The following is a 24,690-nucleotide window of genomic DNA, read 5'->3' as shown; positions in this document are numbered from 1 at the left end:
GATGGTGACGGACGCGCTCAGGCGTAGGCGTGGTTCGCCAGGCCCAGAAGGTCGCGCGTTTCGCCTGCGCTCGATACCTCGGCGCCCATGCGGTTGATGAGGTCGACGGCCCAGCGCACGTGGGCGGCGTTGTCGGGGGCAAGCTGGCCCTTGCGCAGCCAGATCGTGTCCTCGAAGCCGACGCGCACGTGCCCGCCCAGAAGCACCGACTGCGCGGCCATCGGGTAGGAATGACGGCTGACGCCAAAGCCGGTGAAGGCCGCGCCGCGCGGGATCTGATTGGCCGCGTACATCATCGCTTCGGGGGTAGCGGGCAGGCCGTACTTGGTGCCCAGCACGAAAGAGAAAGGGACGTTCTTGGGGATCGCGCCCTTAGCCATGAGGTCGTCGGCAAAGACGAAGTCACCAGCTTCGAAGCATTCGATCTCGGGCATGACGCCCGCGTCCTGGATCATGTGGCCCATGCGCGTGATCATCGGGTCGAGGTTGATCGCGACGCCGCCCCACAACTGCATGGTGCAGATGTCGAGGGTGCACATGTCGGGCTTGAGATCGAGGATGTGTTCGAGGCGCCGCTCGGCGGTGAACATCAGTGTGCCTTCGCCGCACACCTTGGGATCTTCCTCGCTCTGCATCCAGGTGCAGCCCGGTCCTGTGGTCACGTTGAGGATGACCTCGCGGTTTTTCTCGCGAATCAGACCCACGACCTCGCGGTAGTCGTCGAGCGCCTGCGAAGGCTCGCCGGTCTTCCCGTCACGCACGTGGACGTGGATGATCGAGGCGCCTGCCTCTGCGGCGGCGAGGGCTTCGGCGGCGACATGGTCGGGACGGAACGGGAAGTTGGGGTGGTCCGGCATGGGCGAACTGCCGGTAACCGCACACGTAATGTAGACCTTCTTGGCCAATTTGGATCTCCTCTCACCTTGCATGCCCGTTTGATTTCGGGTTCACTCTGGCAAAACTACAAGATCGAGGCTGGCGGAATAGTTCAGCACATATCCTATCACGCCCTGTAACAGGTACCGGGAGTGACAGGTCGGAGAGAGAGAAGGGGAAGAGAGATGTCCCATCGCGAGGAACTTTCGCGATTCCTGAAAGCGGCCCGGGCACGGCTGACACCGTCCGAAGTGGGCCTTCCCGAAGGCGAGCGACGCCGCGCAAAGGGGCTGCGGCGTGAGGAAGTGGCCGCGCTCGCGGGCATGAGCGTTACCTGGTACACCTGGTTCGAACAGGGCCGCGAGATCCAGCTGTCCGCCCCCATGATCGAGCGGCTGGGACGCACCTTGCGGCTTTCCGACACCGAGCGTGACTACCTATTCGGACTTGCGCAGCATCGCCCGCCGCCGCTCGCCTCCAAGCTGGACGAGGACATTCGTCCAGCGACGCGCCACTTGCTCGATACCCTGGGCATGCCCGCGCTGGTGATTGTCGCGGACTGGACCGTGGTTGGCTGGAACCGGATGGTGACGGCGGCCTTTCGTGACTACGCCAACATGCCGCGCAGCGAGCGCAATCTGTTCAAGATCCTGATGCTGGGCGAACGCTACCAGCGCAATCCGGAGAGCTTCCGCGCGATGGCCTCGCGTCTGGTTGCGCGTTTGAAATGGGACTACAGCCAGGCCGGCACGCCCGAGGCCTTTGACGAGCTGATCGAGGAAATGACGGAGAAGTCCGAACATTTTCGCGAGTTCTGGGAGTGCAGCGCGATCCAGGCCCACTTCGGCGGGGAGAACAACGCGCGCGTACCTGAAGTGGGCAAGATCTCCTTCACGCACAGCTCCTATGGCATCGAGGAAGCACCCGGTCAGCGCCTCATCCTCTTTGCCCCCAAGGGTGAGGAAGACGCCCGCAAGCTGGAAAAGCTGCGCGAACTCAGGCCCGAACTGGTGGCTCTGTAGCAGCGGGTGCGTTGCCGGTGACCTTGGCTCCGGCATCGGCGGGAAGGCGCAGGAACAGGAACACCGACAGCGTCCCGATTCCCGACAGCGCAAGCAGTGCAACGCGGTAGGGCAGGGGGTCGGAGGCAAGCCCGTCGCCCAGCGGAAGGTTGAGGAACAGTGCGCCGAGCGAAATGCCTGCGGCGGCCGAAAGCGCGTTGCCAATGGCGTTGAGGACGTTGGCACCGGGCAATTCGTCGGCCTCTACATCCGCAAAGGCGAGGCTGACCATGCCGGTGAAGGGCACCGAACGGGCCATTCCGATCAGGAACATGGCCAGTGCCATCAGCCAGACCGGCATTGCGGCCGTGAAGGCGGCGACCGAGGCGCTGGCGGCCATCATCATCGCGGTGCCCACGACAAGGCCGCTGCGAAAGCCGACTCGGCGCAGGATGCGGCTGATGAAGGGTTTGACGGCAAGGTCGCCCAGGTTGTTGGCGAGCAGCAAGACACCCGCCATTCCCGGTGACAGCCCGAAAGCCAGCTGGAAATAGAGCGGCAGGACCAGCGCGAGGCCCATGTGGGGAATGCGCATGAGCATCCCCGCTCCATAGGAAATTGCGCGGAAGGTCTGGTGGCGCAGCGCGTCGAGAGGGACCAGCCCGTGGCGCATCCGGCGCAGCCAGCGGTAGGCCATCACCGCAAGCACACTGCCTACGCCCATCAGCATGAGCGGCACCATTGGGGCATCGGGGTGGGCACCAAGACGATCCAGCCCGTATATGAGAAGCGAGAGCGCGGAGGCGATGAGCACGAAGCCCACCGCATCGAAACGCAGGCGCTGGGGCGCGAGACGCGGGAGCAGGCGCCGGGCCAGCAGCGCGCCGACCAGCGTAAGCGGAAGGTTGATCAGGAAGATCGAAGGCCACCCGAAAGCCTCGGTCAGGAACCCACCGAGCGGCGGTCCGATGACCGGCGCGATGAGTGCGGGCGTGGTGCTGATCGCCAGCATCTCGACAAGGCGGTGCTTGGGCGTGATGCGCAGCAGGACGAGGTTGCCGACCGGAGTCATGAGGCTGGAGCACAGCGCCTGGAAGGCGCGCGCGGCGACGAAGAAGCCCAGTGTCGGGCTCTGCGAGCACAAGAGTGAGGCGACACCGAAGCCGAGCACCGAGACGGTAAGGACGCGCCGGGGCCCGAGGCGCAGCGCGACCCAACTGCTCAGTGGCAGGAACGCGGTCGAGACCATGAGATAGGCGGTGATGCCGATGCCCAGTTCGCTCGCCGCAACGCCAAAGTCGCGCGCCATGTCGGGAAGCGCGGTCGCAATGACCGTCGCCTCGAGGATCGAGAGGAACATGACGAAGGCGACAAGGATGGCGGCCGCACGCGGATCGGCGTGCTGCGCATCCCTGCTAGGCGCTTCGGTTTCGCGGGGGCTGTCCGCTGGCTCGCTCATATCTGGCTCCGAAGGCGATTTTGCCCCGGCAGGTGGTCGGCTCGCGTCAGGGGATCAGCCCTTCTTCTCGAAATAGGCGATGGCCCGAAATTCGTAGCTGCGCCGCACATTTGCGTCGGGGCGCGTGGTGTCGTGAAAGGCCGTGTGCGGGCTACGCCAGGCGCGCGAGTGGTCCGAATCGTGGAACTTGATGAAGATGACCTCATCGCGGGTCATGTCCGGATAGTACCACCAGCGGTGCCCGGGGCTGTACTTGAAGATCGTCGCGGCGAGCAGTTTCTCCTCGTCCGGGATCGGTGCGAAGAGGTCGGCGCCGGTCGGGATCTCGTCAACATCGACCTTGTAGTTGGAGATGCTGTCTTCCTCGCCGATCGAGGGGCCCTCGCACAGCGCGAGCGGCCAGTCCTGGGGCGGCGGCGAGAAGGTGCGCCAGAGGCTGAAGCATAAGAAGCGGTCATAGCCCGGACCATCAGGGCGCATCTGGTCATAGAAGACCTTGGCGATGGCGTTCGCGGTCGGCGTGTTGAAATCGACGTGGGCTTCGGCTGCGGGGGGCTGTACGCCCGCGGCGCCGACGACGGGCGAGCGCAGCTGGCCACCCATGGGGTGAATGAAGTCGCAGCCCGTCAACCGCTTGGCGACCTCTTCGACTTCGGCCGGGTAGATCGCCTTCAGCGTATCGGCATCGGCGAAGTCGGTCACCTTGGTGGGGTGCTCGGCGAGGCAGAAGCCGTGTTCGTCAAGAGTGGGCGGCGTATCGCGCAGGCGCGCGTTGCGGATCGTTGCGGGGTAGAAGTCGTAGACTCCGGTGTTGTATTCCGCGCCCGGCGCCCAGAAGCGACGGTTGATGCGCGAGGTCGGCACCAGGTACTTGATCTCGGTGTCGATGGCCGCGCCGGGGCGCGACAGGGTGTCACTGTCCATGGTTGTCCTCTCCTCCATGCAATATGGGGCACCTGCCGGATCTTGTTGTCGTGTCCTGTGCAGGCGCCACTGTGCGGCCCTCGGGCTTGCTGGCGGTTCTACCCGGACGCGAAGCGCGCGCGCACGTCGTCGGGCACGCGAGCGGCCTTGAGGGGGCCGCTGCCGTCCTTCTCACGCACGGTCCACACGCGTTTTTCGGTGCCCTCGACGCAGAGCGCGTCGCCAAGGCGGATGCGGTGCGCAATGGTGAAACTGGAGTTGCCGAAGACGGGGGCATCGGCCTCGATGGTGACCACGTCGCCGTAGCTGGCAGGCTTCAGGAAGCGGGCCGACAGGTCCACCAGCGGGAAACCGGCAACGCCCATTTCGCGCAGCATGTCGCGCTTCTTCGGGAGGCCCGCCGCTTCGAACAGCAGCACCGAACTCTCGGCAAACATGTCCATGTAGCGCGGGGCAAAGACGATACCGGCCGGATCGCACTGGCCCCACTCGATGCGGTACTCGCGGGTCAGGAAGGGGGTGGTGGGTGTGCTCATCGCTCAGGCCAGGATGTTCTTGCCCTGACGGGTCGTCTTTTCGGCCATCTCGTCCGCCTTGGGCGGTTCGGGCAGGAGCAGGCCGCGCTGGACGGCCGGCCGCTCACCGATGGTCTCGAACCAGCGCTGCAGGTGGGGCAGCCCCTCCATGTCGATGCAGGCCCAGTCGTGCCCGCGCACCCACGGGAAGCAGGCGATGTCGGCAATCGAATAGTCGCTCGCGAGAAATTCGTTGTCCGCGAGGTGCGTGTCCATGACCTCGAAGAGGCGGCGGCTTTCGCGCGTGTAGCGGTCGATGACCTCGGGCAGCTTGGGCTCGAAGTAGCGGTTGAAGACGGTGGCCTGCCCCATCATGGGGCCGAGGCCCGACATCTGCCACATCACCCACTGGATCGCGCGGCTGCGACCCATCGTGTCGGTCGGCAGGAAGCGGCCGAACTTCTCGGCAAGGTAGATCAGGATCGCACCCGATTCGAACACCGCAAAACCGCCATTCTCGGCATCGACCTCATGGTCGATCAGCGTGGGGATACGCCCGTTGGGATTGCGGGCCAGGTACCAGTCTTCCTTCTGCTCGCGGTTGGTCAGCGAGATCGGACGCAACGTGTAGTTCGCGTCCAGCTCTTCGAGCATGATGGTGGTTTTCCAGCCATTCGGTGTTTCCGAAGTCCACAGTTCCAGCACGTCTCTCTCCCATGGCGCCGTGTGCGTGATTCGCCTTCAGGGTGCGCCATTCGTGTCACGAACGAAAGCAGAGGCGATGCTCGCGGGCAAGAAGAGTGCAAACAGTAGTATTGGAAGTGACAGTTAGGCCCTGCGCATCGGCCTGTGGCTGCAAACAGTTGGCTATTGTAATAGTATCGCTGCTGGGCTTCCCCCCGGCCGCGCGGCGACGCACTCTGCCATTCGAGAGATCCGCAAGGACACAAATGGAGAGGATACGCCCACGCGATGTTGACGCTGTACAGCTTTGGCCCCGGAGCCAATTCGCTTAAGCCCCTGCTGGCCCTTTACGAGAAAGGCCTCGAATTTACGCCGCGCTTCGTCGATCCGACCAAGTTCGAGCATCACGAGGAATGGTTCAAGAAGATCAACCCGCGGGGTCAGGTTCCCGCGCTCGATCACGATGGCAACGTCATCACCGAATCGACCGTGATCTGCGAATACCTCGAAGACGCCTTCCCCGATGCGCCCCGGCTGCGTCCCACCGACCCTGTGCAGATCGCCGAGATGCGCGTGTGGACCAAGTGGGTGGACGAATACTTCTGCTGGTGCGTTTCCACCATCGGCTGGGAACGCGGCATCGGCCCGATGGCTCGCGCGCTTTCGGACGAGGAGTTCGAGGAAAAGGTCAAGCGCATCCCGATCCCCGAGCAGCAGGCCAAGTGGCGCAGCGCCCGTGCGGGCTTCCCCAAGGAGGTTCTGGACGAGGAAATGCGCAAGATCCGCGTTTCGATCGACCGTCTCGAAAAGCGCCTTTCCGAAAGCACCTGGCTGGCGGGTGAGGACTACACGCTCGCCGACATCTGCAACTTCGCCATCGCCAACGGCATGGAGAAGGGTTTTGATGACATCGTCAACAAGACCGCCACGCCCAACCTCGTGGCCTGGATCGAACGCATCAACGCGCGTCCCGCCTGCATCGAAATGTTCGCCAAGTCCAAGAGCGAGTTCGCCGCGCGCAAGCCCTTCGCCAAGAGCGAAGAGCAGGCTCAGGCCTGAGGAGCGCGCCATGGCCAAGGACAACCGCATAACGCTTTACGATCTGCAGCTCGCCTCGGGCTGCACGATCAGTCCCTTCGTGTGGCGCAACAAGTACGCGCTGGCGCACAAGGGCTTCGACATGGATATCGTGCCGGGCGGCTTTACCGGTATCGCCGAGCGCACCGGGGGGCGTTCCGAACGGGCGCCGGTGATCGTCGACGATGGCAAGTGGGTGCTCGACAGCTGGAAGATCGCTGAATATCTCGACGAGACCTATCCGGATCGCCCGATGCTGTTCGAGGGCCCTTCGATGAAGGTGCTCACCAAGTTTCTCGACGCCTGGCTCTGGAAGACGATCATTGCGCCGTGGTTCCGCTGCTACATCCTCGACTACCATGACCTGTCGCTGCCGCAGGACCATGCCTACGTGCGCGAATCGCGCGAGACGATGTTCCTGGGCGGGCAGAAGCTGGAGGATGTACAGGCTGGTCGCGAGGATCGGCTGCCGCTCGTGCCGCCGCTGCTGGAGCCGCTGCGCCAGCTTCTGCGCGATACGCCCTGGCTGGGCGGTGAGACGCCGAACTACGCGGACTACACTGCGCTCGCCATCTTCCTGTGGACCGGCTCTGTGTGCACCACGCCGCCGCTCACCGAGGATGACCCCTTGCGTGACTGGCTCGACCGCGGCTTCGACCTGTACGGTGGGCTGGGGCGTCATCCGGGCATGCACACGCTGTTTGGCCTGAAGCTGCGCGAGGGCGACCCCGAGCCCTTCGATCGCACGGGCCTTGGCATCGAGCCAGCGCCGGTGAATCAGGGCTCGGCCGAGCCGGCCACGGCGAGCTGAGGGGAGGCGCAGATGGCATGGGACGATGAACCCGAAGGCGGCGCCTTGCGCATGTACCAGATCCCGGGCTGCCCGTTTTCCGAACGGGTGGAGCTGCTGCTCGATCTCAAGGGGCTGGGCGATGTCCTCGTCGACCACGAGATCGACATTTCCAAGCCGCGCCCGGACTGGCTCCTGAAGAAGACGCGGGGGACGACCTCGCTTCCCGCGCTGGAGCTGGAGAACGGGGAGACCTTGAAGGAGAGCATGGTCATCATGCGCTACATCGAGGACCGTTTTCCCGAAGTTCCGGTCGCGCGCCAGGATCCCTACGAGCACGCTGTCGAGGCGATGCTGTGCGCAACCGACGGTGCCTATACCGGGGCGGGCTATCGCATGATCCTGAACCGGGACAAGGCCAAGCGCGAGGAATTGAAAGCCGAGGTCGATGCGCAGTATGCGCGGCTCGACGATTTCCTGAGGCACTACAGCCCGGATGGGGTGTATCTGTTCGATCGCTTTGGCTGGGCCGAAGTTGCCTTCGCGCCGATGTTCAAGCGGCTGTGGTTCCTCGAATACTACGAGGACTACGAGGTGCCGCAGCACCTGACGCGGGTGCTCCTGTGGCGCGAGGCGACACTGGCCGAACCCGTGGTGCAGGCGCGCCACGGCCACCGCGAGCTGATGACGCTCTACTACGACTACACCCAGGGCGGCGGAAACGGACGTCTGCCCGAAGGGCGCAGCGTCTCCAGCTTCACTCTCGACCCGCCGTGGCGCGCGCGGCCGATGCCGCCGCGTGACAAGTGGGGGCAGGGCGCCAGCGATGCCGAGCTCGGGCTGATCCCGGGCATTACCGTCCGTTCGGACACAGTGCCCGCCTGAGCGCACTGGCCGGACACCGAACACCTATTTGTGAGAGCAGGAAGCCGACAATGAAGAGCTATCTCCAGAACTACATCGATGGAAAGTGGGTCGACAGCACCGGGGGCGTGAAGCACACCGTCATCAACCCGGCGACCGAAGGCCCGGCGAGCGAGATCGTGCTGGGTACCAGTGCGGATGTCGATGCGGCGGTCACGGCCGCGCGCACGGCTTTTGAAACCTTCAGCCAGACCACGCGCGAGGAGCGCATGGAACTGCTGGGCAAGGTGATCGAGGCCTACAAGGCCCGCATCCCCGACATTGCCGAAGCCATTGCAGTGGAAATGGGCTGCCCGATCTCGACCGCCTCGACCGCGCAGGCCGGCTCGGGTCTCGGGCACCTTGCCCAGGCCCTCGCCGCGCTTGAGAAGTTCGAGTTCTCCGAAGAGGTGGGCGACAATGTCGTGGTGCGTGAGCCTATCGGCGTGGTGGGTCTCATCACGCCTTGGAACTGGCCGATGAACCAGATCGTCGCCAAGGTCGGCCCGTGCCTCGCCGCAGGCTGCACGATGATCCTCAAACCTTCCGAGGAAGCGCCGAGCTCGGCCGCGATCTTCGCCGAGGTGCTGGAAGCCGCTGGCGTTCCTGCCGGTGTCTTCAACCTCGTTCAGGGCGATGGTCCGGGCGTTGGGACCGCTCTTGCCGCGCATCCGGGCATCGACATGATCAGCTTCACCGGCTCCACCCGGGCGGGCATCATGGTCGCCAAGAACGCGGCCGACACGGTCAAGCGCGTGGCGCAGGAACTGGGCGGCAAGTCGCCCAACATCATCCTGGAAGGCACTCCGCTCGACAAGGCACTGCCTGGCGGCGTGGGCGGCGTGCTCCTGAACTCGGGCCAGTCGTGTGTGGCTCCGACCCGCATGCTCGTCCATGTCTCGCAGCATGACGAGGCCGCAGCGGAAGTGGGCAAGATGTTCGCGGACAAGCCCGTGGGCGATCCCATGAGCGAAGGTCCGCACATTGGCCCGGTCGTCAACAAGGCGCAGTGGGAGAAGATCCAGGGGCTGATCCAGAAGGGCATCGACGAAGGTGCGACGCTGGTCACCGGTGGTACCGGCCGTCCCGAGGGCTTCGAGCATGGCTTCTACGTGAAGCCCACGGTGTTCTCGAACGTGACGCCCGACATGGCCATCGCGCAGGAAGAGATCTTCGGGCCGGTCCTGGTGATCATGCCCTACAAGGACGAGGACGATGCGGTGCGCATCGCCAACGACACGCCCTACGGCCTTGGCGCCTACATCGCGGGCGATCCGGCCAAGGCGAGCAAGCTGGTCGGCAAGCTGCGCGCAGGCGCGGTCTTCGTCAACGCAGGCGGCCTGGTCATGGACATGCCCTTCGGCGGCTACAAGCAGTCCGGTAATGGCCGTGAATTCGGCAAGTTCGGACTTGAGGAATTTCTTGAGGTGAAGGCGGTGATCGGCACCTACGTGCCCGAGAACGCCTGATCCAATCTGATCTTCGACACCTCCCGAAGGTGACTTTGCCCCCGGATGCTTCGCGCATCCGGGGGATTTTTCGTGGGGCCTTCGGGCCCGCTCAGGTAAGGTCGGCGAGCGAGATCGCCTGCCCGGAGGCCGAGGCGCGGTTGGCCTCGCGGCGCAGCCGTTCGATCTCGAGACGCTCGGGCGGGGCCTCCTCGTCGGGAAGCGCGGCGAGCGAGGTGCGGTAGATCTCCTCGAAGTCCTCGGCGTACTCGGGGTGGGAGAAGATCAGCCCGCGGTTCTCCTCGATACCCTTCAAGGTCTTTTCGCCCACTTCGAGTGGGTCCATGCCAAGCTCGAAGGCCTTGCCGAATTCTGTCAGCGCCTCGGGATCGATGTCTTCGAACCCGCTTTGCGCAAAGGCGTCCGGGCGGCGAAACGCGCTGTCCCAGGCGTTGGTGCGGGTGAGCCCCGGGCACAGCAGCGAGACCCCGATGCCTTCGGGCGCGAGGTTGTAGCGCAGGCTTTCGGTCAGGCCGCGTACGGCGAACTTGCTCGCGGTGTAGATGCCCGCCTGCGGACCGGAGAGATAAGCCGCCATCGAGGCGACATTGACGACGTGGCCGCCCTTGCCGGTGCGCTTCAGAAGCGGAAGCAGGGCGACCAGACCATTTGCCACACCTCCGAAATTTACCCCCATGATCCAGTCGTAGTCGGCGTGGGTGGCGGTGTCGGTCGGCCCGAACACCGAGACGCCTGCGTTGTTGACCAGTACGTCGAGCCGACCGAAGGTAGCCTCGATCTCCTCGGCGACTTCGGCAAAGCGGGCTCGGTCGGTGACATCGAGCTTCAGGAATAGCGGTATTTCCCGCTTTTCCTGGCGAAACCAATCTTCCGCCTGCGCACGGTAGTCTTCGTTGCGGTAGCTGAGGGCGAGCCGAAAGCCCGCGTTGGACAGCGCACGCGCGATCCCGAAGCCGAGCCCTGATACCCCGCCGGTAATGAAGGCCACCCGGCCTTCGTGGCGTTTTGTCGTCTCTCCCATGGTGCGAAGTTCTCCTCTCGCCTTGATTTCAAATATTGTTGGTGTAGCAAACTATAACGAACAATAGCGTGCAATGGGAGAGATTCGCATGACCGACGTGCTCGACAAGGCGGCCACCGCGCGCCTAGATGCGCTGGAACACCGCGTGGGCGAACTGGAGGACATCAACGCCATCCGCCGCCTGCACTGGGCCTACGGCTACTACATCGACTTCAACCAGCCCGAGGAAGTGGCGCAGCTCTTTTCCGAGGACGGTGTCGTTGTTTTCCTTTCCGGCGAGTATGTCGGCCATGCCGGTGTGAAGCGCCTCTACGGCGACTGGATCGCAGGTCGCTTTACTGGCGGACGCCCCGGGCCGGTGGACGGTCTGCTCCTCGACCACTTCCAGATGCAGGACATCATCACCGTTGCGCCTGATCGCCAGACCGCGAAGGGGCGTTTCCGGGGCATGCTGTTCGGCGGCTGGCACGACGATTTCCAGGACACGCGCGAGGAAATGATGCCTCAGCAGTTCATGGAGGCAGGCATCTACGAGAACGACTACGTGCGCGAGAACGGCGTGTGGAAGATCAAGCGCCTCGACTACATGATGCAGTGGCAGTCCAATTACGAGGACGGCTGGGCGCACACCACTTCGCACCTGCAGCCCGCCGCCAAGACCTTCCCCGAAGATCCGCTGGGCCCCGACCGCCTGCTTCCTGAAAGCGAGCATCGCCCGACCTGGCCGTTCCGCCGCGATGTGCCGATGCACTTCGCGCACCCGCGTTTCGGCGCCGTGCTGGCAGGCCAGAAGGCCTCCTGATCCTTCGTGCGATTTTCGCGTTGGTTCCGCCTCTTATTGTATGCTAACGAAACAATGAGAGGCGGAGCGGAGCCGTAAGAGGCGGCCCGTTCTTCCGCAAGCCTTGGGAGAGACGGCGCCGTGAACTCGGTCGATGCCAGCCTGCGCGATCCGCGCGATATCATTTCCGACGCCCCCATGTCGCGGGGGCAGATCATTGCCGTGGCCATCATGGTCGGCCTCAACGCGCTCGACGGGTTCGATGTGCTTTCGATCAGCTTTGCCTCGCCGGGCATCGCGACCGAGTGGGGGATCGACCGGGTGGCGCTGGGCGCCGTGCTCTCGATGGAGCTCATCGGCATGGCCGTGGGCTCGGTGGTGCTGGGCGGCGTCGCGGACCGGATCGGTCGGCGCCGCACGATCCTGGGGTGCCTGGTCGTCATGGCGCTGGGCATGGCCATGGTGACGCAGACCACCAGCGTGACCGTACTTTCGATCTGGCGGGTCCTCACGGGGCTCGGCATCGGCGGGATGCTCGCCTCGATCAACGCGGTCACGGCCGAATTTGCCAGCACCCGGCGCCGCACGCTGGCCATGGGCATCATGGTCATCGGCTACCCGATGGGTGCGGTTATCGGCGGGCTTATCTCGGCCCAGCTCCTCGTAATGTTCGATTGGCGCGCGATCTTCTGGTTCGGCGCGATCCTCACCGCTGTCTTTATCCCGCTGGTCTGGATCTTCGTGCCCGAGAGCGTCCACTATACGCTCGTGCACCGAAACCCCGATACGCTGGCGCGGATCAATGCCCTGCTCGCCCGCTTTGGGCACGGTGCGGTCTCGGTTCTCCCGCCGGTGCGTGAAGAGGAGGAAAAAGCCTCTATCGCCGACATCCTGCGCCCGGGGCTGATGGCGACGACGCTCCTCGTGACCTTCGCCTACTTCGCCCACATCGTCAGTTTTTATTTCATCCTGAAGTGGACGCCCAAGATTGTGGTCGATCTCGGCTTTCCGCCGCCCGAGGCCGCGAGCGTGCTTGTCTGGGCCAACATGGGCGGCGTGCTGGGCGGCGCGATCTTCGGCTTTGCCGTTCAGCGCCTGCCGCTGAAGGGCGCGACCGTCACCATGCTGTTCGGCGCTTCGATCATGGTCGCGCTGTTCGGTGCGGCGGGGGCGAACACGCTGGTCGGCCTTTCCGCTTTGGCTTTCGCTTCGGGGCTCTTCACCAATAGCGCGGTCTCGGGTCTCTACACGCTTTTCGCGCGGGTCTTCCCGACCCATGTGCGCGCGACCGGCACCGGCTTTGCCATCGGTATCGGACGCGGCGGGGCGGCGCTTTCGCCAATCCTCGCCGGTGCGCTGTTCGAGTGGGGGCTCTCGCTCGCCCTGGTTGCGACCACGATCGCGCTGGGCTCTCTCACGGCGGCCTTCGCACTTCTGGCCTTGCGTTTTCAGCCGCGCGACTGAGTGGAGAGGGTGCCTCTACTTTTGCTCTCGAAATAGCAATCAAACATAGCTATCTCGATTCCAAGAGAACGATACGTTTGGAGAGCGAACTTGGATTACCAGCCGCATTGCGATGCCCTTGCCCGTCACCTGGAGGTGGCGCCGTTTCTGGAGGAACTGGCCGCCACGGGTGTCGAGGTCGATCAGGAGACATGGCAGCAGATCCTCCTGGAGGCTGCGAAGCTGGCCGAAGGCGTGATCGCGCCGGTGGATCGGGTGATGGACGAGGTCGGCGCCAAGCTCGTCGACGGACGGGTAAAGACGGTGCCCGGCCACAAGGAAGCCTGGGACGAGTTCGCGCAAGGCGGCTGGATCGGCCTTCCACTGCCCGAGGAACTGGGCGGCATGGCGCTGCCACTCGTGCTGCAGAACGCGTGCGAGGAACTGTTCAACCGGGCCTCTCCTGCCTTCTCGATGCTGGGAACGCCGGGGCGCACGGCGGCCGAAATGCTGGTGGCCAGTGCACCTTCGGAGATCGCGGGCGAATGGGTGCCGCGTCTCGTCAGCGGCGAATGGGGCGCGACGATCTGCATTTCCGAGCCCGATGCGGGCTCTGACGTTGGGCGTATCCGGACCCGGGCGGTTTGTGATGGCGCGGGCGGATGGCGGATCACCGGGGAAAAGTGCTGGATCTCCTTTGGCGACCATGACCTGACCCAGCGTATCGGCCACTGCATGCTCGCGCGTTCGAACGACCAGCCTGGCGTGCGCGGTCTCAGCCTCTTTCTCGTGCCCGACAGGTTGGAGGACGGCACGCGCAACGGTGCCTTCGTGCGCCGGATCGAGGAAAAGCTGGGCCTGCACGGCTCGCCGACCTGCGTGATGGGCTACGAGGATGCGCAAGGCACGCTCATCGGACCGGAGGGGCGCGGGCTCCAGACCTTGTTCCGCATGATGCTGCGCATGCGCCTCTCGTGCGGTCCGCAGGGCATAGGTGTTGCCGCCAACGCCTTCGACCGCGCGCTGCGCTATGCCGGGGAGCGCCGGCAGGGCGGGGCGCCGACCGACAAGCCGGTGCTGATCCGTGAGCATGCCGACGTCCAGCGCATGCTGCTGGGCATGGCCGGTCGCATCGAGGCTGCGCGCGGTGTTTCGCTCGCCTGCGGCAACATCCTGCAGTTGAGTGAACGCGCCGAGGGTCCCGCCGAAAAGGCGCGTTGGGCTTCGCTTGCCCAGTTCCTCTTGCCGATTGCCAAGGACATGTCGGCCAGGCTTGCCTTCGATTGCGCGAGCGAGGCGGTGCAGGTCTTCGGCGGGGCGGGCTACACCCGCGAATGGCCGGTCGAGCAGACCTTGCGCGATGCGCGCGTGTTTGCCGTCTTCGAAGGCACCAGCGGCATCCAGGCCATCGACATGGTCCACCGCCGCCTCTGGCGCGAGAAGGGGGAGGGGCTGGGCAACTTCCTGGCGATCGCGCGCGGTGAGGGCGACTTGGGCGATACGGAAGCGGCCGCGCAACTGGGCGCAGGGCTCGACACGCTTGAGGCTGTCGCGGCACAGATGACGCAGATGGAAGGTTCGGGGCGCGACGGCGATGCCGGGGCGCTGGCCTTCCTCGACTTGTGCGGCGCCTGTGTCGGTGGCTGGATTGCGGGACGTCTGGTGCGCGACGCTGGCGAGGATCCGGCAGGCGCGCGGCTCAAGGCCGCAGCGCGTTTCTATTTGGCCGAACTTCCGGCCCGTACAGAGGCGCTGGGCCGACTTGCAACGCTGGGCGAACGTCGCCTGGAAGGCTTTGCGGCATTCGTCGAAGAGTGAGGTAGGGCAGGCGCGCGGGACCAGCCGCGCGCCTCAGAAGGCCTTGATGTCGACCTCGTGGATGCGCTTCAGCAGCGCGGCGAGCATGTGGAACTCGGCATCGGAAAAGCGCTCCTTGAGCCAGTTGCCAAGTTCGGTGCTGCGTTCGCGCGCGATAGAGAGCATGGCCGCGCCCGCTTCGGTGATGGCGAGCGTCTGGCGGCGCTTGTCGGTCGGCGACTGGCCGCGCTGGATAAGTCCACGCCCTTCGAGGCGGTTGATGATACCCATCACCGTGGCGCGGTCCATCTGCAGCGTGCGGCCGATATCGCTCTGCGAGGTGCCTGCATTCTCCTGGATCAGGATCATCGTGGTAAGCTGGGTCTGGGTGATCCCCAGATCGCTGAAAATGTCGGAAAACCGCCGTTGCACCGCGCCTTGCGCCAGGCGAAGATGTAGGTCAAGCACATGATCGATGCTCGCCGAAGTGGGCACTTCAGTCAGAGGGAGAGGGGCGTTCATAGGCCCTAGTTGCGATCATTTCTGCATTGCGTCAAGCGGCGACTTGGATAAATTTGTGAGCGAGGCATACAATATCGCAAGGGCGAATCCACCCACGAGATTCGCCGATCCAGGAGAGGATATGTCCCATTTCCCCGACAGCCCGAGTTTCACCGGGTTCAACACGCCGTCGCGCATCGAGGCCGACATCGCCGACCTTGCCCACGAAGGGACGATACCCCAAGCCCTGAGCGGCGCATTCTACCGCGTCCAGCCCGATCCGCAGTTCCCACCTCGGCTCGGCGATGACATCGCGTTCAACGGCGATGGCATGATCACCCGCTTCCACATCCACGACGGCCAGTGCGATTTTCGCCAGCGCTGGGCAAAGACCGACAAGTGGAACCTGGAACACGAAGCGGGCAAGGCCCTCTTTGGTGCCTACCGCAATCCCCTCACCGACGACCCGTCCGTCAAAGGCGAGTACCGCTCCACCGCCAACACCAACGCGTGGATCTACGCGGGCAAGCTCTGGGCGATGAAGGAGGACAGCCCTGCGCTCCTGATGGACCCGGTGACGATGGAGACTACGGGTTTTGAGACCTTCGGCGGCACGATGAAGGGCCAGACCTTCACCGCCCACCCCAAGATCGATCCCGTCACCGGCAACATGGTCGCCATCGGCTACGCCGCCTCGGGGCTGTGCACCGACGATGTCGCCTACTACGAAGTCAATCCGCAGGGCGAGCTGATCCGCGAGGTCTGGTTCAAGGTCCCCTACTACTGCATGATGCACGACTTCGCGATCACCGAGGACTACCTCGTCATCCATATCGTGCCCTCGATCGGCAGCTGGGAGCGGCTCGAGAAGGGCCTGCCGCACTTCGGCTTCGACACGACGAAGCCCGTGCATCTGGGCGTTCTCCCGCGCCGCGAAGGCGTCTCGGGCGACGAGATCCGCTGGTTCACCCGCGACAACTGCTTTGCCAGCCACGTGCTCAACGCCTGGCAGGAGGGATCGAAGATCCACTTCCTGACCTGCGAGGCGAAGAACAACATGTTCCCCTTCTTTCCCGACATCCACGGCGAGCCCTTCAACGGCATGGAGGCGATGAGCTACCCGACCGACTGGACGGTGGACATGGCCAGCAACGAGGACGCCTTCGAGGCGGTCACGAAGCTGAGTGAGACGGCCTGCGAATTTCCGCGCATCGACGACCGCTTTACCGGCCAGCAGACCCGCTACGGCTGGTTCCTCGAAATGGACATGAAGCGCCCCGTCGAGCTGCGCGGTGGCAGCGCGGGCGGGCTCCTGATGAACTGCCTCTTCCTCAAGGACTTCCAAACCGGCGAGGAGCAGCACTGGTGGTGCGGCCCGGTCTCCAGCCTCCAGGAACCCTGCTTCGTGCCCCGCAGCGCCGAGGGCGAGGAAGGCGACGGTTGGATCGTTCAGGTCTGCAACCGCCTGGAAGAGCACACCAGCGACCTCCTGATCTTCGACGCGCTCGACATCGCCAAGGGCCCCGTCGCGACCGTCCACATCCCGATCCGCCTGCGCTTCGGCCTCCACGGCAACTGGGTCGATGCTGAGGACATCGGCCTCGCAGCCTAGCCGCACCGGGGGCGGGTGACAGCCAGGTTGACACAGGTGACACTGTTCAGGGGGTGTCACCTGTCCCCCGTGTCACCTTCCCGGGGTGTCTGGTTTCGAGGACGTGGCGAGAACGGGCATTCCCTCGGTTTCGCACGAGGGGGCACCTGTAGGAAAGGGAAAACTCCTGGCGGCGAGGGCTAAGAAAAGGCCGATGCGAGGGCCATCGCCCTCGCGCTCCCGGAATCGGAGAGGGTGGGTGCTTGTGCCAAGGCGGCGTCCTTCCGCCAGCTTCGCTTTCCTTTGTCGACCAGATCGACCGGCGCCGAGGGGAGGGGAGGGTGGCGGGCGTTGCCATTTTCATGGCAAAAGCTCAAAAACTGGAACTTGCAGAAGGGCCTGAGCATGACCAAAATTCAGATCAACTCAGCCGCATTTTTCGCGATGGCGACAATCTTAATGCCTACGGGCATCTATGCGCAAGCTAGTGCCCCCTCGAATAGCCCTGCAGCTAGAGAAAAATTGCTCCGCAAAAAAATTGACGACAGAAATAGGGCTTATCAAAAATACTTTCTTTCAGGTAAGGTTCTGCACGAAGAGCAGATAAGGAGAAAGATTAAAGAAGCGCCAATGCGCGTCAAGCCGGGGCGCAATTTTGGGTTATTTTTTCCACCATATATGAGATTTAGTAAGGATGGTAAAGTCTATATTTATAATCCGGGTGGATTATTTAGATCAAGTCCAAACTATCAAATAAATGGATCGGATGTGTGTTTCACAAACGACATGGAAAATAGAATGGCATTTGAATGCTTCAAAATTTCATTGAACCCCAGGGAGGGCTACATCGTAAAATACAAAATGAGCGGAAAAGTATGGTTTGTTCCAGTCTTTTTTGAAAAATGATGTCATATTTGAATGAAGCAACAAGAATGAGCTTTTCCGAAAAATTCAAGTGATCTTGCTCGTGTATCCAGTCGGTTCGTGGGGGGTGATGAGCAAACCGCCTTGCGCCCCGCTGCCGCACGACGAACTGGAAGTCCTATAACGCAGCGCTCGCGCACAGAGGGGCGCTGCAGGTCTGGTTGGATCCCGCGATCTTGGTTTGAACCGCCGAAGCCTTCGACCTTGGATGAACCTTGAAAGACAAGGCTGCGTTCGACCAGTTTGGGGAGCCCGAGGGCGATGGCCCTCGGAATTCACTTCTTCTGCCTTCTTTCGCTTTCTGTCTGCCCAGATGGGCTACCTTGCGGATCTGACGCGGTCCCGGCTGCGCGAGGTGCGGTTGCCGGGTATGGGGTCAAGGGGTGATGACCCCTTGAATTTCCCCTATCTTCTGCACTTCGCAGCCGCCACAAGGCCGCGTGTCAGACCGGCTCCCCGGCGGCGCGGCAGCGGGGGACGAGGCTGTTTTCGTCGCGTTTTACAAAGAGCATGGCGAGGATGAGGCAGACCACGATAACCGGGGCAACGAGGTTCACCGAGAGGATCGCCGAGCCCAGGTTCCCGCCGTTGGCGTCGCTGATCATGCCCACCGCATAGGGGCCAATGCCAAGGCCGCTCAGCGTCGAGATCATCACGAAGGCCGAGCTGGTCACGCCGCGCATGCGGGGCAGGACGAGGTCGTACATCATCGCGTAGAGCGGGGGCATCCACATCGTCAGCACCAGCGAGTAGAGCGTGAAGCGCAGGTAGAAGCTGCTCGCCTCGGGTGCGGTGTAGACCCAGATCGCCAGCAGCGGCGAGAGGCCGAGCGAGGCGAGGGTGAGGCCGATGCGGCCCGCGCCCGGGAGGTAGCGGTTGGCCTTGTCGGCAAGCGGGCCTGCGACCAGCGGGCCGAGCATGCCAAGGCCCGCCGAGAGGAGGCCGAAGTTGAGCCCGGTCTCGCGCGCGGAGAGGCCGTAGCTGCGCATGAGGAACGAGGGCGTGAAGCCCATGACCCCGTAGTTGATCGCGTATTGCAGCGCGCCCGCGCCCATCAGGAGCAGCAGCGTGGGCGAGGCTATGGCCGCGTGGGCGGGGCGGTCGGAGAGCTTCAGCGACTGGAACAGGTTGAGGATCACGAAGGCCCCGAAGCCGACCACAGTCCATTGCAGGACGTGGGGGTTGATAGCGAGGACGCCGAAATCGATGGCGGGGCGCGGCGAGAAATGCTGGGCCAGCTGTGCGATCGTGGTACAGGCGGCCACGATCAGGGCAAGGCCCACGACGTTGGCGACCCAGCTGCGCGCCGGTGCCCCGCGCCTGTGCAGCATGGCCCAGTTGGTGATGGGGGCAACGGCGGCAAAGAGGGCGAGGCTGGCCTTGAAGGGCGCCGGGTCCTTCTTCGTGGCGATGCCGTCGCTCTTGCCGCGTTCGGGTTCCGGCTCGCGCAGGAGCAGGAGCACGAGGATGAAGCCGGGCAGCGCCGCCACCACGAAGGCGAACTGCCAGCCCGAGAGGCCGAGCGGCGCGCCGGTGGTAAAGGCGTGGTTCCACCAGTCGGCGGCAATGCCCCCCAGCATCATCGAGGCGCCAAGGCCGAGCGCAATGGCAATGGCGACGGCCGCCATGGCAAAGCTGCGCCGTCCCTTGGGGATGACATCGAAGATGAGGCTGTTGCCGGTCGGCTGGGCGGCGGCCTCGCCGATCCCGACGCCCAGGCGCGAGAGAGCCAGGAGCGCAAAGCCCGAGGCAAAGGCCGCCATCAGCGTCGAGACCGACCAGATCGCAATGCAGATCGCGAGCAGTTTCGTGCGGATCCAGCCATCGGCGAGCCGTCCCAGCGGGAGCGAGAAGAGCGCGTAGAAGAGCGCAAAGACGGTGCCGTAGAGAAGGCCCAGTTCGGCATCGCCGATGTTCAGATCGGCGCGGATGTCGCTGGCAAGGATCGAGAGGATCTGGCGGTCGAGCAGGCTCATCGCCTGGGCCGCGCAGATCAGCGTCAGGATGCGCCAGCCGGTCTTGCCGATCCTGTCGTCGCTGGTGGGCGGCGGGGCACTTGGGGTGACGTCGGCCTTCACAGGTTGAACCATTTTTCAGCGTTGGTCTGGAAGAACTGGCGCTTGGTGTCGAAGGGCATGTCCATTGCGTCCATGGCGTGGACCTCTTGCGCGACGACTTCATAGGGGTAGTCCATGGCGTACATCACCCGGTCGCTCCCCATGACCTGCTGTGCGAACTTCACGGCAGGCTCCCAGGCCATGCCCGAATTGGTGACGAGGACATTGCTGCGGAAATACTCGGCAATCGTCTTCTTCAGGGGCTTCATGCATTCGTAGCGGTTCGAGCGCACGCCCGCCTGGTGCATGTAGTCGAGCCGGTAGAGCCAGTAGGGCAGCGCCTCGCCCATGTGCCCGACCATGATCTGAAGGTCGGGATAGCGGTCGAAGATGCCGCTGGTGATGAGGCGCAGGAGGTGCATCCCCGTCTCCACCCCGAAGCCGAAGATCGCGCCGTCGAGCCCGGCCTCGAGCATGGGGCCGATCATCGCATCGGGCGGGGTCGAGGGGTGGATGTAGAGCGGCTGGCCGACATCGGCGAGGGCGCGGAAGATCGGATCGAACTTGGCCGCATCCAGGTATTCGCCCTGGGTGTGGCTGTTGATCTGCACGCCCTTGAAGCCCAGCTCCTTCGCGCCGCGCCGGATTTCCGCAGCGGACCACTCCGGGTCCTGCGGGGCGACGGCGGTCATGCCGATGAAGCGCTCGGGGTGGGCCTGGCAGCGCTCGGCGAGGTAATCGTTGGCGCTGAGCGCGATGCCTTTGGCCTCGTTCAGGTCGAGGAGCGGCTGCACGCCGGGCGAGGTGAGCGCGAGGATCGCCTTGTCGATGCCGTAGGCGTCCATGTCGGCGAGGCGCCGCTCGCCCAGATCCAGCAGGCGCTCGATGATGGTCATTGCTCGCTCGCTCGGGCTCTGGGCGTAGAAGCCCCAGAGCGAGACCATGCCCTTGTCGGCGCTGCCGTCCTTGACCATGCGCAGGTAGATGTCGATCTGCTCGCGCGTGGCGAAGGCCTCTTCGGTGGCGATGCGAAGGTAGCCCTTGTCACCGCCGGTCTTGAGCTCTCCCGTCATATTTTTCTTATCCTTCGTGTACAGCCTTGGTGACGAGGCAGGCCATGATGCCTTCGGGCCCGTCCTCGTGCCCGTGGCCTGACCATTTGACCCCGCCGAAGGGGCTGTCCGCGCCCCCGATCATGGGTGTGTTGATGCCGACCATGCCCGCCTCGATGGCGCTCGACAGGCGCTTCTGGCGCGCGGCGTTCGATGTCCAGGCGTAGGCGGCAAGGCCGTAGGGCAGGCGGTTGGCCTCGGCGATCATCGCCTCCTCGCTCTCGAAACGGTTGAGGAGCGCGACCGGGCCGAACGGTTCCTCGTTCATGATGCGCGCGGTCTGCGGCACGTCGGAGAGGACCGTGGGCTGGTAGAAGAAACCCTGGTTGCCCAGCCGCTCGCCGCCGGTGTGGAGGCGCGCGCCCGCGTCCACCGCCTCGTGGATGAGCGCGTCGATGGCCTCCACCCGGCGCGGGTTGGCAAGCGGGCCCATCTGGCTTTCCGGGGCGAGCCCGGGGCCGATCCGCAAGGCCGCCGCGCGGCTTGCAAAGCCTTCGCGGAAGGCCTCGTAGACCGGCGCTTCGACAATGAAGCGGGTGGGGCTGACGCAGACCTGCCCGCCGTTGCGGAACTTCTGCGGGACGGCGGTGTCGAGCACGCGCTCGATGTCGGCATCGGCAAAGACGAGCACGGGGCCGTGACCGCCCAGTTCCATCGTCGTGCGCTTGAAATCCTCCGCCGCGAGCTTGGCGAGCTGGCGCCCGACCACGGTGGAGCCGGTGAACGAGAGCTTGCGGATGACGGGGCTGGCCAGCAGGTGGCGCGAGACCTCGTCGGGCACGCCGAAGACGGCCTGCGCGACGTCGGTCGGGAGCCCGGCGTCATGGAGACACTGCAGCACGGCAAGCGCGCTTGCCGGGGTTTCCTCGGCCGCCTTCATGATCACCGAACAGCCCGCTGCGACCGGCGCGCCCAGCTTGCGGCCCGGATTGCCGATGGGGAAGTTCCAGGGCGCAAAGGCGGCAACCGGACCGACGGGCTCGTGCACCACGGTTGAGCGCATGCCTTCGGGGCGCACCAGCGTACGGCCGTAGATGCGAAAGACCTCGCCTGCATAGAACTCGAAAAGGCCTATGTTCATGCCGACCTCGATGCGCGCTTCGGTAAGGGTCTTGCCCTGTTCGAGGACGGCGATGCGCGCGATGTCCTCCATGCGCTCGCGCATCAGGCGCGCCGCGCCGTTGAGCACGTTCGCGCGTTCCTGGGGCGTCGACTTGCGCCAGGTGGCAAAGCCGCGCGCCGCCGCGTCCAAGGCGCGGTCGAGGTCCGCGCTGGTCGCGAGCGGCAGCTTGCCGATGGTCTCGCCGGTCGCCGGGTTCAGGACATCGTGGGTCATGCGGTCGGCGCCGGAGAGGCGCTCACCGTCGATCATCAGGTACAGTTCAGGGTATTCGCTCATGCCTCACCGCGCGGCTGGAGGGATCGGGGACGTGGAAGATGCCATCAGGCAGGGCCCTCTCGCGCCAGAGGGGTTCGAAGCGGCGCGAGGGAGCCCTGCCGTCAGGGCGCAGGCGGGCCTATTCGGCCGCCTGGGCGTCTGCCTTGGCCTTGGCGCGGTCGATGTCGCCCTGCCAGCGCTCGGCTACCATTTCCTTGCCGGTCACAGGGTGGGGCATGTGGAAGGGCAGCAGCTTGTGGGTGGGCCAGAGCCAGTGGTCCTCGATCAGCGCGTCGGGGCCGCTCGGGTCCTCGGGGTAGAGCACCTTGGGGAAGGGCACGTATTCGGCCTCGGTATAGGCCCAGCCCTTGTCGAAATCGGCGTGCCAGTGCGGGAAGTAGTTGAGCACGTGGATGCGCCAGACCCCGTCCACCTTCTTGTAGGTGTTCTCGTAAATGCCGCCTTCCCACCACTGGCGCGGGTTGGCCATCATCGGGTTGTCGGGGGTGAGGTAATCCTTGTGGCGCCCGGCCTGCATCATCGAGCGCGCGCGGGCATGCGCGGTGACGCCGTCGGGCTCGATGGTGATGATGTCCTGGAGCTGCGGATGGTCGAGCAGGAAGCCGTCGATCGGACCGTTGTTGCCGTGGGTGAAGCGCTTCTGGAAACGCTCGACGTAAAGGCGGCGCGCGCCTTCCTTGCCCTTCCACACGCCGCCAAAGAAGCGCACTTCGGCATCGTCGGTGAACAGGTCGACGGTCTCGTTGTACATGCACTTGTCGATGAGATAGCCGTAAAGGTGCTGCAGCTTGCGCACGTCCAGCTCGTCCTCGCGCACGGTCAGACGGCGGGCGAGATCCGCGACCTGGTTTTCCAGGGCCTCGATGCGGGCGGTGTCGGTCATATGGGGTTCCTCTCTCCTGGGATTATTGTTGTCGGGTTGGGGGCAGGCTCACAGGCCCAGCGCTTCGAGACGCTCGATCTCCTCGCGGTAGGGGCGGATTGCCCGGTAGATGCAGAAAGTGGCGAGCGGCAGCAGGGCGAGCGCGGTGATCTCCAGCGCCAGCCACAGCTTGGCCGGGTCGGCGACGACGTATTGGGCGACAAGGCCGATCACGAAGCTGCCCATCGCGCCAAAGAAGGTGAACATGAACAGGTAGATCGCGGTGACCTGCCCGCGCATGGCGTTGGGCGCAACGCGCTGGATCGCCGCGTTCTGCGGCACGGCGCCCGCAATCCCGAACATCGCGCCGAACGAGGCGACGCCCAGCGCCGCATAGCCGTTGGGCATGAGCGGCGAGAGGATCGAGCACACGGTGACGACCGCAAAGCAGATCGTGGCGGCAAAGACGTTGGCGTCCTTGCGGCGCTTGGCCAGCCACTCGACGAAGGTGCCGCCCAGAACCAGGCCCAGCAGCGAGGCGACGAGCGTCATGCCGCCGATGACCGCGCCGATCTGCGCCTCGCTCCAGCCGTAGGTGCGGATCATGAAGGGCACGCGCCAGAAGGAAAGGCCAAAGGTCTCGATCGCGCTCAGCGCGAGGCCGAAGAACAGGGGGTAGTAAACCTTGCGGTTGGCGTGGATCGCCTTGGCCGCGTCGAGGCCGGTAAAGGTGAGGATGCGGCGCGAGAGCGAGGCGTTTTCCGGCACGGTGTTCATCATGCCCGGAATGATCAGGCGCCCCGGCTCCTTCACGGTCAGGAACAGCAGCGCGAAGAGGAAGGCGGGAAGGCCGGTCCAGATCAGGATCCACTGCCAGGAATAGATACGGAACGAGCCCCAGACGGTCGGCTCCCAGTGCGAAGTCATCGCGATCAGCTGGCCGCCGAGCAGGGGCCCGAGCGTCGATCCGCCAATGAAGCCCAGTTGCAGGATGGCAAAGGCGCGGGTGATCTTCTTGGGCGGGAACATGTCCGCGAGCAGCGAATAGGAGGCAGGCGCGTGCGCCGAGCCCCCTGCGGCGAGGAACACGCGGCTGCCCACGAACTGGATGAAGTTCTGCGCGATGCCGCCCGCGATGGTGACAAGGCCGATCACCGCGACGCCGCCGGAAAGCACGTACTTGCGCGGCCAGATGTCGGCGAGGCGGGCGAGCGGGATGCCGACGAAGAGGTAGCAGATGATGCTGGCGGGCCCCGCGAGGAAGCCCAGCTGCGAATCGGTCAGCCCGAAGTCGGCCTTGATCCGCTCGGCCATCATCCCGAACACGACCTGGTCAAAGAAGGTGAGAAAGGTCGCCAGGACAATCACGGCCAGCGCCCAGTAGGCGCTGGAGGGCTTGGGCCATTCGCGCGATTCGGCGCCATCCTGACCGGCGGCCCCTTGCGCTTCGCTGCCCGCAGGCTCGAACGGCTCGATACCGGCACTCGCTACTGCCATCGCGTCT

General features: G+C 64.6%; 22 protein-coding genes and 1 pseudogene. 11 read left to right on the top strand and 12 right to left on the bottom strand.

What is annotated here, in order from left to right; translation table 11 throughout:
- Window positions 1–17: 17 nt before the first annotated feature.
- Complete coding sequence (locus tag LC060_RS07720) at window positions 18–905, bottom strand: 3-keto-5-aminohexanoate cleavage protein (protein WP_226634212.1); 888 nt, start codon at window positions 903–905, stop codon at window positions 18–20.
- A 156-nt stretch (window positions 906–1,061) separates the two neighbouring features.
- Between LC060_RS07720 and LC060_RS07715 the strand changes: the two genes are divergently transcribed.
- The gene (locus LC060_RS07715; protein WP_226634210.1) at window positions 1,062–1,898 is read left to right on the top strand and encodes a helix-turn-helix transcriptional regulator; all 837 of its coding nucleotides are present in this window, start codon (window positions 1,062–1,064) and stop codon (window positions 1,896–1,898) included.
- On the opposite strand, the gene LC060_RS07710 is transcribed toward LC060_RS07715, so the two are convergent.
- The 4 genes from LC060_RS07710 to LC060_RS07695 all read right to left on the bottom strand — a co-directional run bounded on the left by LC060_RS07710 (window position 1,873) and on the right by LC060_RS07695 (window position 5,480).
- On the bottom strand, window positions 1,873–3,336 hold the full coding sequence (locus tag LC060_RS07710; RefSeq protein WP_226634208.1) for an MFS transporter: 1,464 nt from the start codon (window positions 3,334–3,336) through the stop codon (window positions 1,873–1,875). The genes LC060_RS07715 and LC060_RS07710 overlap by 26 nt on opposite strands.
- A gap of 54 nt (window positions 3,337–3,390) precedes the next feature.
- A complete protein-coding gene (locus LC060_RS07705) occupies window positions 3,391–4,260 on the bottom strand; it encodes a CmcJ/NvfI family oxidoreductase (protein WP_226634201.1) in 870 nt (289 codons plus the stop codon).
- A 98-nt stretch (window positions 4,261–4,358) separates the two neighbouring features.
- Window positions 4,359–4,796, bottom strand: a complete 438-nt coding sequence (locus LC060_RS07700) for an acyl-CoA thioesterase (protein WP_226634199.1) — start codon at window positions 4,794–4,796, stop codon at window positions 4,359–4,361.
- Between the two features lie 3 nt (window positions 4,797–4,799).
- Window positions 4,800–5,480, bottom strand: coding sequence for a glutathione S-transferase family protein (locus LC060_RS07695; RefSeq protein ID WP_226634196.1), 681 nt, complete (start codon window positions 5,478–5,480; stop codon window positions 4,800–4,802).
- 267 nt (window positions 5,481–5,747) lie between these two features.
- Between LC060_RS07695 and LC060_RS07690 the strand changes: the two genes are divergently transcribed.
- From LC060_RS07690 to LC060_RS07675, 4 genes are read left to right on the top strand one after another with little or no spacing between them, the layout of a single operon-like run.
- Window positions 5,748–6,518, top strand: a complete 771-nt coding sequence (locus tag LC060_RS07690) for a glutathione S-transferase family protein (RefSeq protein ID WP_226634194.1) — start codon at window positions 5,748–5,750, stop codon at window positions 6,516–6,518.
- A 10-nt stretch (window positions 6,519–6,528) separates the two neighbouring features.
- Complete coding sequence (locus LC060_RS07685) at window positions 6,529–7,347, top strand: beta-etherase (protein ID WP_226634192.1); 819 nt, start codon at window positions 6,529–6,531, stop codon at window positions 7,345–7,347.
- A 12-nt stretch (window positions 7,348–7,359) separates the two neighbouring features.
- Window positions 7,360–8,211, top strand: coding sequence for a glutathione S-transferase family protein (locus tag LC060_RS07680; RefSeq protein WP_226634189.1), 852 nt, complete (start codon window positions 7,360–7,362; stop codon window positions 8,209–8,211).
- A gap of 50 nt (window positions 8,212–8,261) precedes the next feature.
- Window positions 8,262–9,698, top strand: coding sequence for an aldehyde dehydrogenase family protein (locus LC060_RS07675; RefSeq protein WP_226634187.1), 1,437 nt, complete (start codon window positions 8,262–8,264; stop codon window positions 9,696–9,698).
- A 91-nt stretch (window positions 9,699–9,789) separates the two neighbouring features.
- Here LC060_RS07675 and LC060_RS07670 read toward each other — a convergent pair whose 3' ends face one another.
- Window positions 9,790–10,719, bottom strand: a complete 930-nt coding sequence (locus LC060_RS07670) for an SDR family oxidoreductase (protein WP_226634185.1) — start codon at window positions 10,717–10,719, stop codon at window positions 9,790–9,792.
- 88 nt (window positions 10,720–10,807) lie between these two features.
- Between LC060_RS07670 and LC060_RS07665 the strand changes: the two genes are divergently transcribed.
- The 3 genes from LC060_RS07665 to LC060_RS07655 all read left to right on the top strand — a co-directional run bounded on the left by LC060_RS07665 (window position 10,808) and on the right by LC060_RS07655 (window position 14,761).
- Window positions 10,808–11,521, top strand: coding sequence for a nuclear transport factor 2 family protein (locus LC060_RS07665; RefSeq protein ID WP_226634183.1), 714 nt, complete (start codon window positions 10,808–10,810; stop codon window positions 11,519–11,521).
- A gap of 177 nt (window positions 11,522–11,698) precedes the next feature.
- On the top strand, window positions 11,699–12,964 hold the full coding sequence (locus LC060_RS07660; RefSeq protein WP_226635274.1) for an MFS transporter: 1,266 nt from the start codon (window positions 11,699–11,701) through the stop codon (window positions 12,962–12,964).
- Between the two features lie 90 nt (window positions 12,965–13,054).
- The gene (locus tag LC060_RS07655; RefSeq protein WP_226634181.1) at window positions 13,055–14,761 is read left to right on the top strand and encodes an acyl-CoA dehydrogenase; all 1,707 of its coding nucleotides are present in this window, start codon (window positions 13,055–13,057) and stop codon (window positions 14,759–14,761) included.
- 33 nt (window positions 14,762–14,794) lie between these two features.
- Here the strand turns inward: LC060_RS07655 and LC060_RS07650 are convergent, their stop codons facing one another.
- Window positions 14,795–15,208: a MarR family winged helix-turn-helix transcriptional regulator gene (locus tag LC060_RS07650; RefSeq protein WP_226634179.1), complete on the bottom strand. Its 414-nt coding sequence runs from the start codon at window positions 15,206–15,208 to the stop codon at window positions 14,795–14,797.
- 175 nt (window positions 15,209–15,383) lie between these two features.
- Between LC060_RS07650 and LC060_RS07645 the strand changes: the two genes are divergently transcribed.
- The 3 genes and pseudogenes from LC060_RS07645 to LC060_RS21120 form a co-directional block, all read left to right on the top strand.
- Complete coding sequence (locus tag LC060_RS07645) at window positions 15,384–16,853, top strand: carotenoid oxygenase family protein (RefSeq protein ID WP_226634177.1); 1,470 nt, start codon at window positions 15,384–15,386, stop codon at window positions 16,851–16,853.
- A 384-nt stretch (window positions 16,854–17,237) separates the two neighbouring features.
- On the top strand, window positions 17,238–17,738 hold the full coding sequence (locus tag LC060_RS07640) for a hypothetical protein (protein ID WP_226634175.1): 501 nt from the start codon (window positions 17,238–17,240) through the stop codon (window positions 17,736–17,738).
- 88 nt (window positions 17,739–17,826) lie between these two features.
- A pseudogene (locus LC060_RS21120) lies at window positions 17,827–17,926 on the top strand (IS5/IS1182 family transposase); the annotation flags it as partial.
- Window positions 17,927–18,199: 273 nt separating this feature from the next.
- On the opposite strand, the gene LC060_RS07635 reads toward LC060_RS21120, so the two are convergent.
- The 5 genes from LC060_RS07635 to LC060_RS07615 all read right to left on the bottom strand — a co-directional run bounded on the left by LC060_RS07635 (window position 18,200) and on the right by LC060_RS07615 (window position 24,683).
- On the bottom strand, window positions 18,200–19,846 hold the full coding sequence (locus tag LC060_RS07635; RefSeq protein ID WP_226634174.1) for an MFS transporter: 1,647 nt from the start codon (window positions 19,844–19,846) through the stop codon (window positions 18,200–18,202).
- Window positions 19,831–20,886, bottom strand: a complete 1,056-nt coding sequence (locus LC060_RS07630) for an amidohydrolase family protein (RefSeq protein ID WP_226634172.1) — start codon at window positions 20,884–20,886, stop codon at window positions 19,831–19,833. Before LC060_RS07630 ends, LC060_RS07635 begins: the two co-directional genes overlap by 16 nt.
- A 7-nt stretch (window positions 20,887–20,893) precedes the next feature.
- The gene (locus tag LC060_RS07625; protein ID WP_226634170.1) at window positions 20,894–22,324 is read right to left on the bottom strand and encodes an NAD-dependent succinate-semialdehyde dehydrogenase; all 1,431 of its coding nucleotides are present in this window, start codon (window positions 22,322–22,324) and stop codon (window positions 20,894–20,896) included.
- 118 nt (window positions 22,325–22,442) lie between these two features.
- Window positions 22,443–23,207, bottom strand: coding sequence for a nuclear transport factor 2 family protein (locus LC060_RS07620; RefSeq protein WP_226634168.1), 765 nt, complete (start codon window positions 23,205–23,207; stop codon window positions 22,443–22,445).
- Window positions 23,208–23,255: 48 nt separating this feature from the next.
- Entirely contained in the window at window positions 23,256–24,683 is a 1,428-nt protein-coding gene (locus LC060_RS07615; protein ID WP_226634166.1) for an MFS transporter, read from the bottom strand.
- Window positions 24,684–24,690 lie beyond the last annotated feature (7 nt).

The sequence above is a fragment of the Novosphingobium profundi genome, assembly GCF_020524485.1.
GTDB lineage: Bacteria > Pseudomonadota > Alphaproteobacteria > Sphingomonadales > Sphingomonadaceae > Novosphingobium > Novosphingobium profundi_A.
The sequence above is the reverse complement of the archived record's forward strand: the minus strand, read 5'-3'. Positions and strand labels throughout refer to the sequence as shown.

Coding starts and splice junctions, on each gene's coding strand:
- LC060_RS07715 (WP_226634210.1), top strand. CDS start 1,062: ATGTCCCATCGCGAGGAACTTTCGCGATTCCTGAAAGCGGCCCGGGCA.
- LC060_RS07710 (WP_226634208.1), bottom strand. CDS start 3,336: ATGAGCGAGCCAGCGGACAGCCCCCGCGAAACCGAAGCGCCTAGCAGG.
- LC060_RS07705 (WP_226634201.1), bottom strand. CDS start 4,260: ATGGACAGTGACACCCTGTCGCGCCCCGGCGCGGCCATCGACACCGAG.
- LC060_RS07700 (WP_226634199.1), bottom strand. CDS start 4,796: ATGAGCACACCCACCACCCCCTTCCTGACCCGCGAGTACCGCATCGAG.
- LC060_RS07690 (WP_226634194.1), top strand. CDS start 5,748: ATGTTGACGCTGTACAGCTTTGGCCCCGGAGCCAATTCGCTTAAGCCC.
- LC060_RS07685 (WP_226634192.1), top strand. CDS start 6,529: ATGGCCAAGGACAACCGCATAACGCTTTACGATCTGCAGCTCGCCTCG.
- LC060_RS07680 (WP_226634189.1), top strand. CDS start 7,360: ATGGCATGGGACGATGAACCCGAAGGCGGCGCCTTGCGCATGTACCAG.
- LC060_RS07675 (WP_226634187.1), top strand. CDS start 8,262: ATGAAGAGCTATCTCCAGAACTACATCGATGGAAAGTGGGTCGACAGC.
- LC060_RS07670 (WP_226634185.1), bottom strand. CDS start 10,719: ATGGGAGAGACGACAAAACGCCACGAAGGCCGGGTGGCCTTCATTACC.
- LC060_RS07665 (WP_226634183.1), top strand. CDS start 10,808: ATGACCGACGTGCTCGACAAGGCGGCCACCGCGCGCCTAGATGCGCTG.
- LC060_RS07660 (WP_226635274.1), top strand. CDS start 11,699: ATGTCGCGGGGGCAGATCATTGCCGTGGCCATCATGGTCGGCCTCAAC.
- LC060_RS07645 (WP_226634177.1), top strand. CDS start 15,384: ATGTCCCATTTCCCCGACAGCCCGAGTTTCACCGGGTTCAACACGCCG.
- LC060_RS07640 (WP_226634175.1), top strand. CDS start 17,238: ATGACCAAAATTCAGATCAACTCAGCCGCATTTTTCGCGATGGCGACA.
- LC060_RS07635 (WP_226634174.1), bottom strand. CDS start 19,846: ATGGTTCAACCTGTGAAGGCCGACGTCACCCCAAGTGCCCCGCCGCCC.
- LC060_RS07630 (WP_226634172.1), bottom strand. CDS start 20,886: ATGACGGGAGAGCTCAAGACCGGCGGTGACAAGGGCTACCTTCGCATC.
- LC060_RS07625 (WP_226634170.1), bottom strand. CDS start 22,324: ATGAGCGAATACCCTGAACTGTACCTGATGATCGACGGTGAGCGCCTC.
- LC060_RS07620 (WP_226634168.1), bottom strand. CDS start 23,207: ATGACCGACACCGCCCGCATCGAGGCCCTGGAAAACCAGGTCGCGGAT.
- LC060_RS07615 (WP_226634166.1), bottom strand. CDS start 24,683: ATGGCAGTAGCGAGTGCCGGTATCGAGCCGTTCGAGCCTGCGGGCAGC.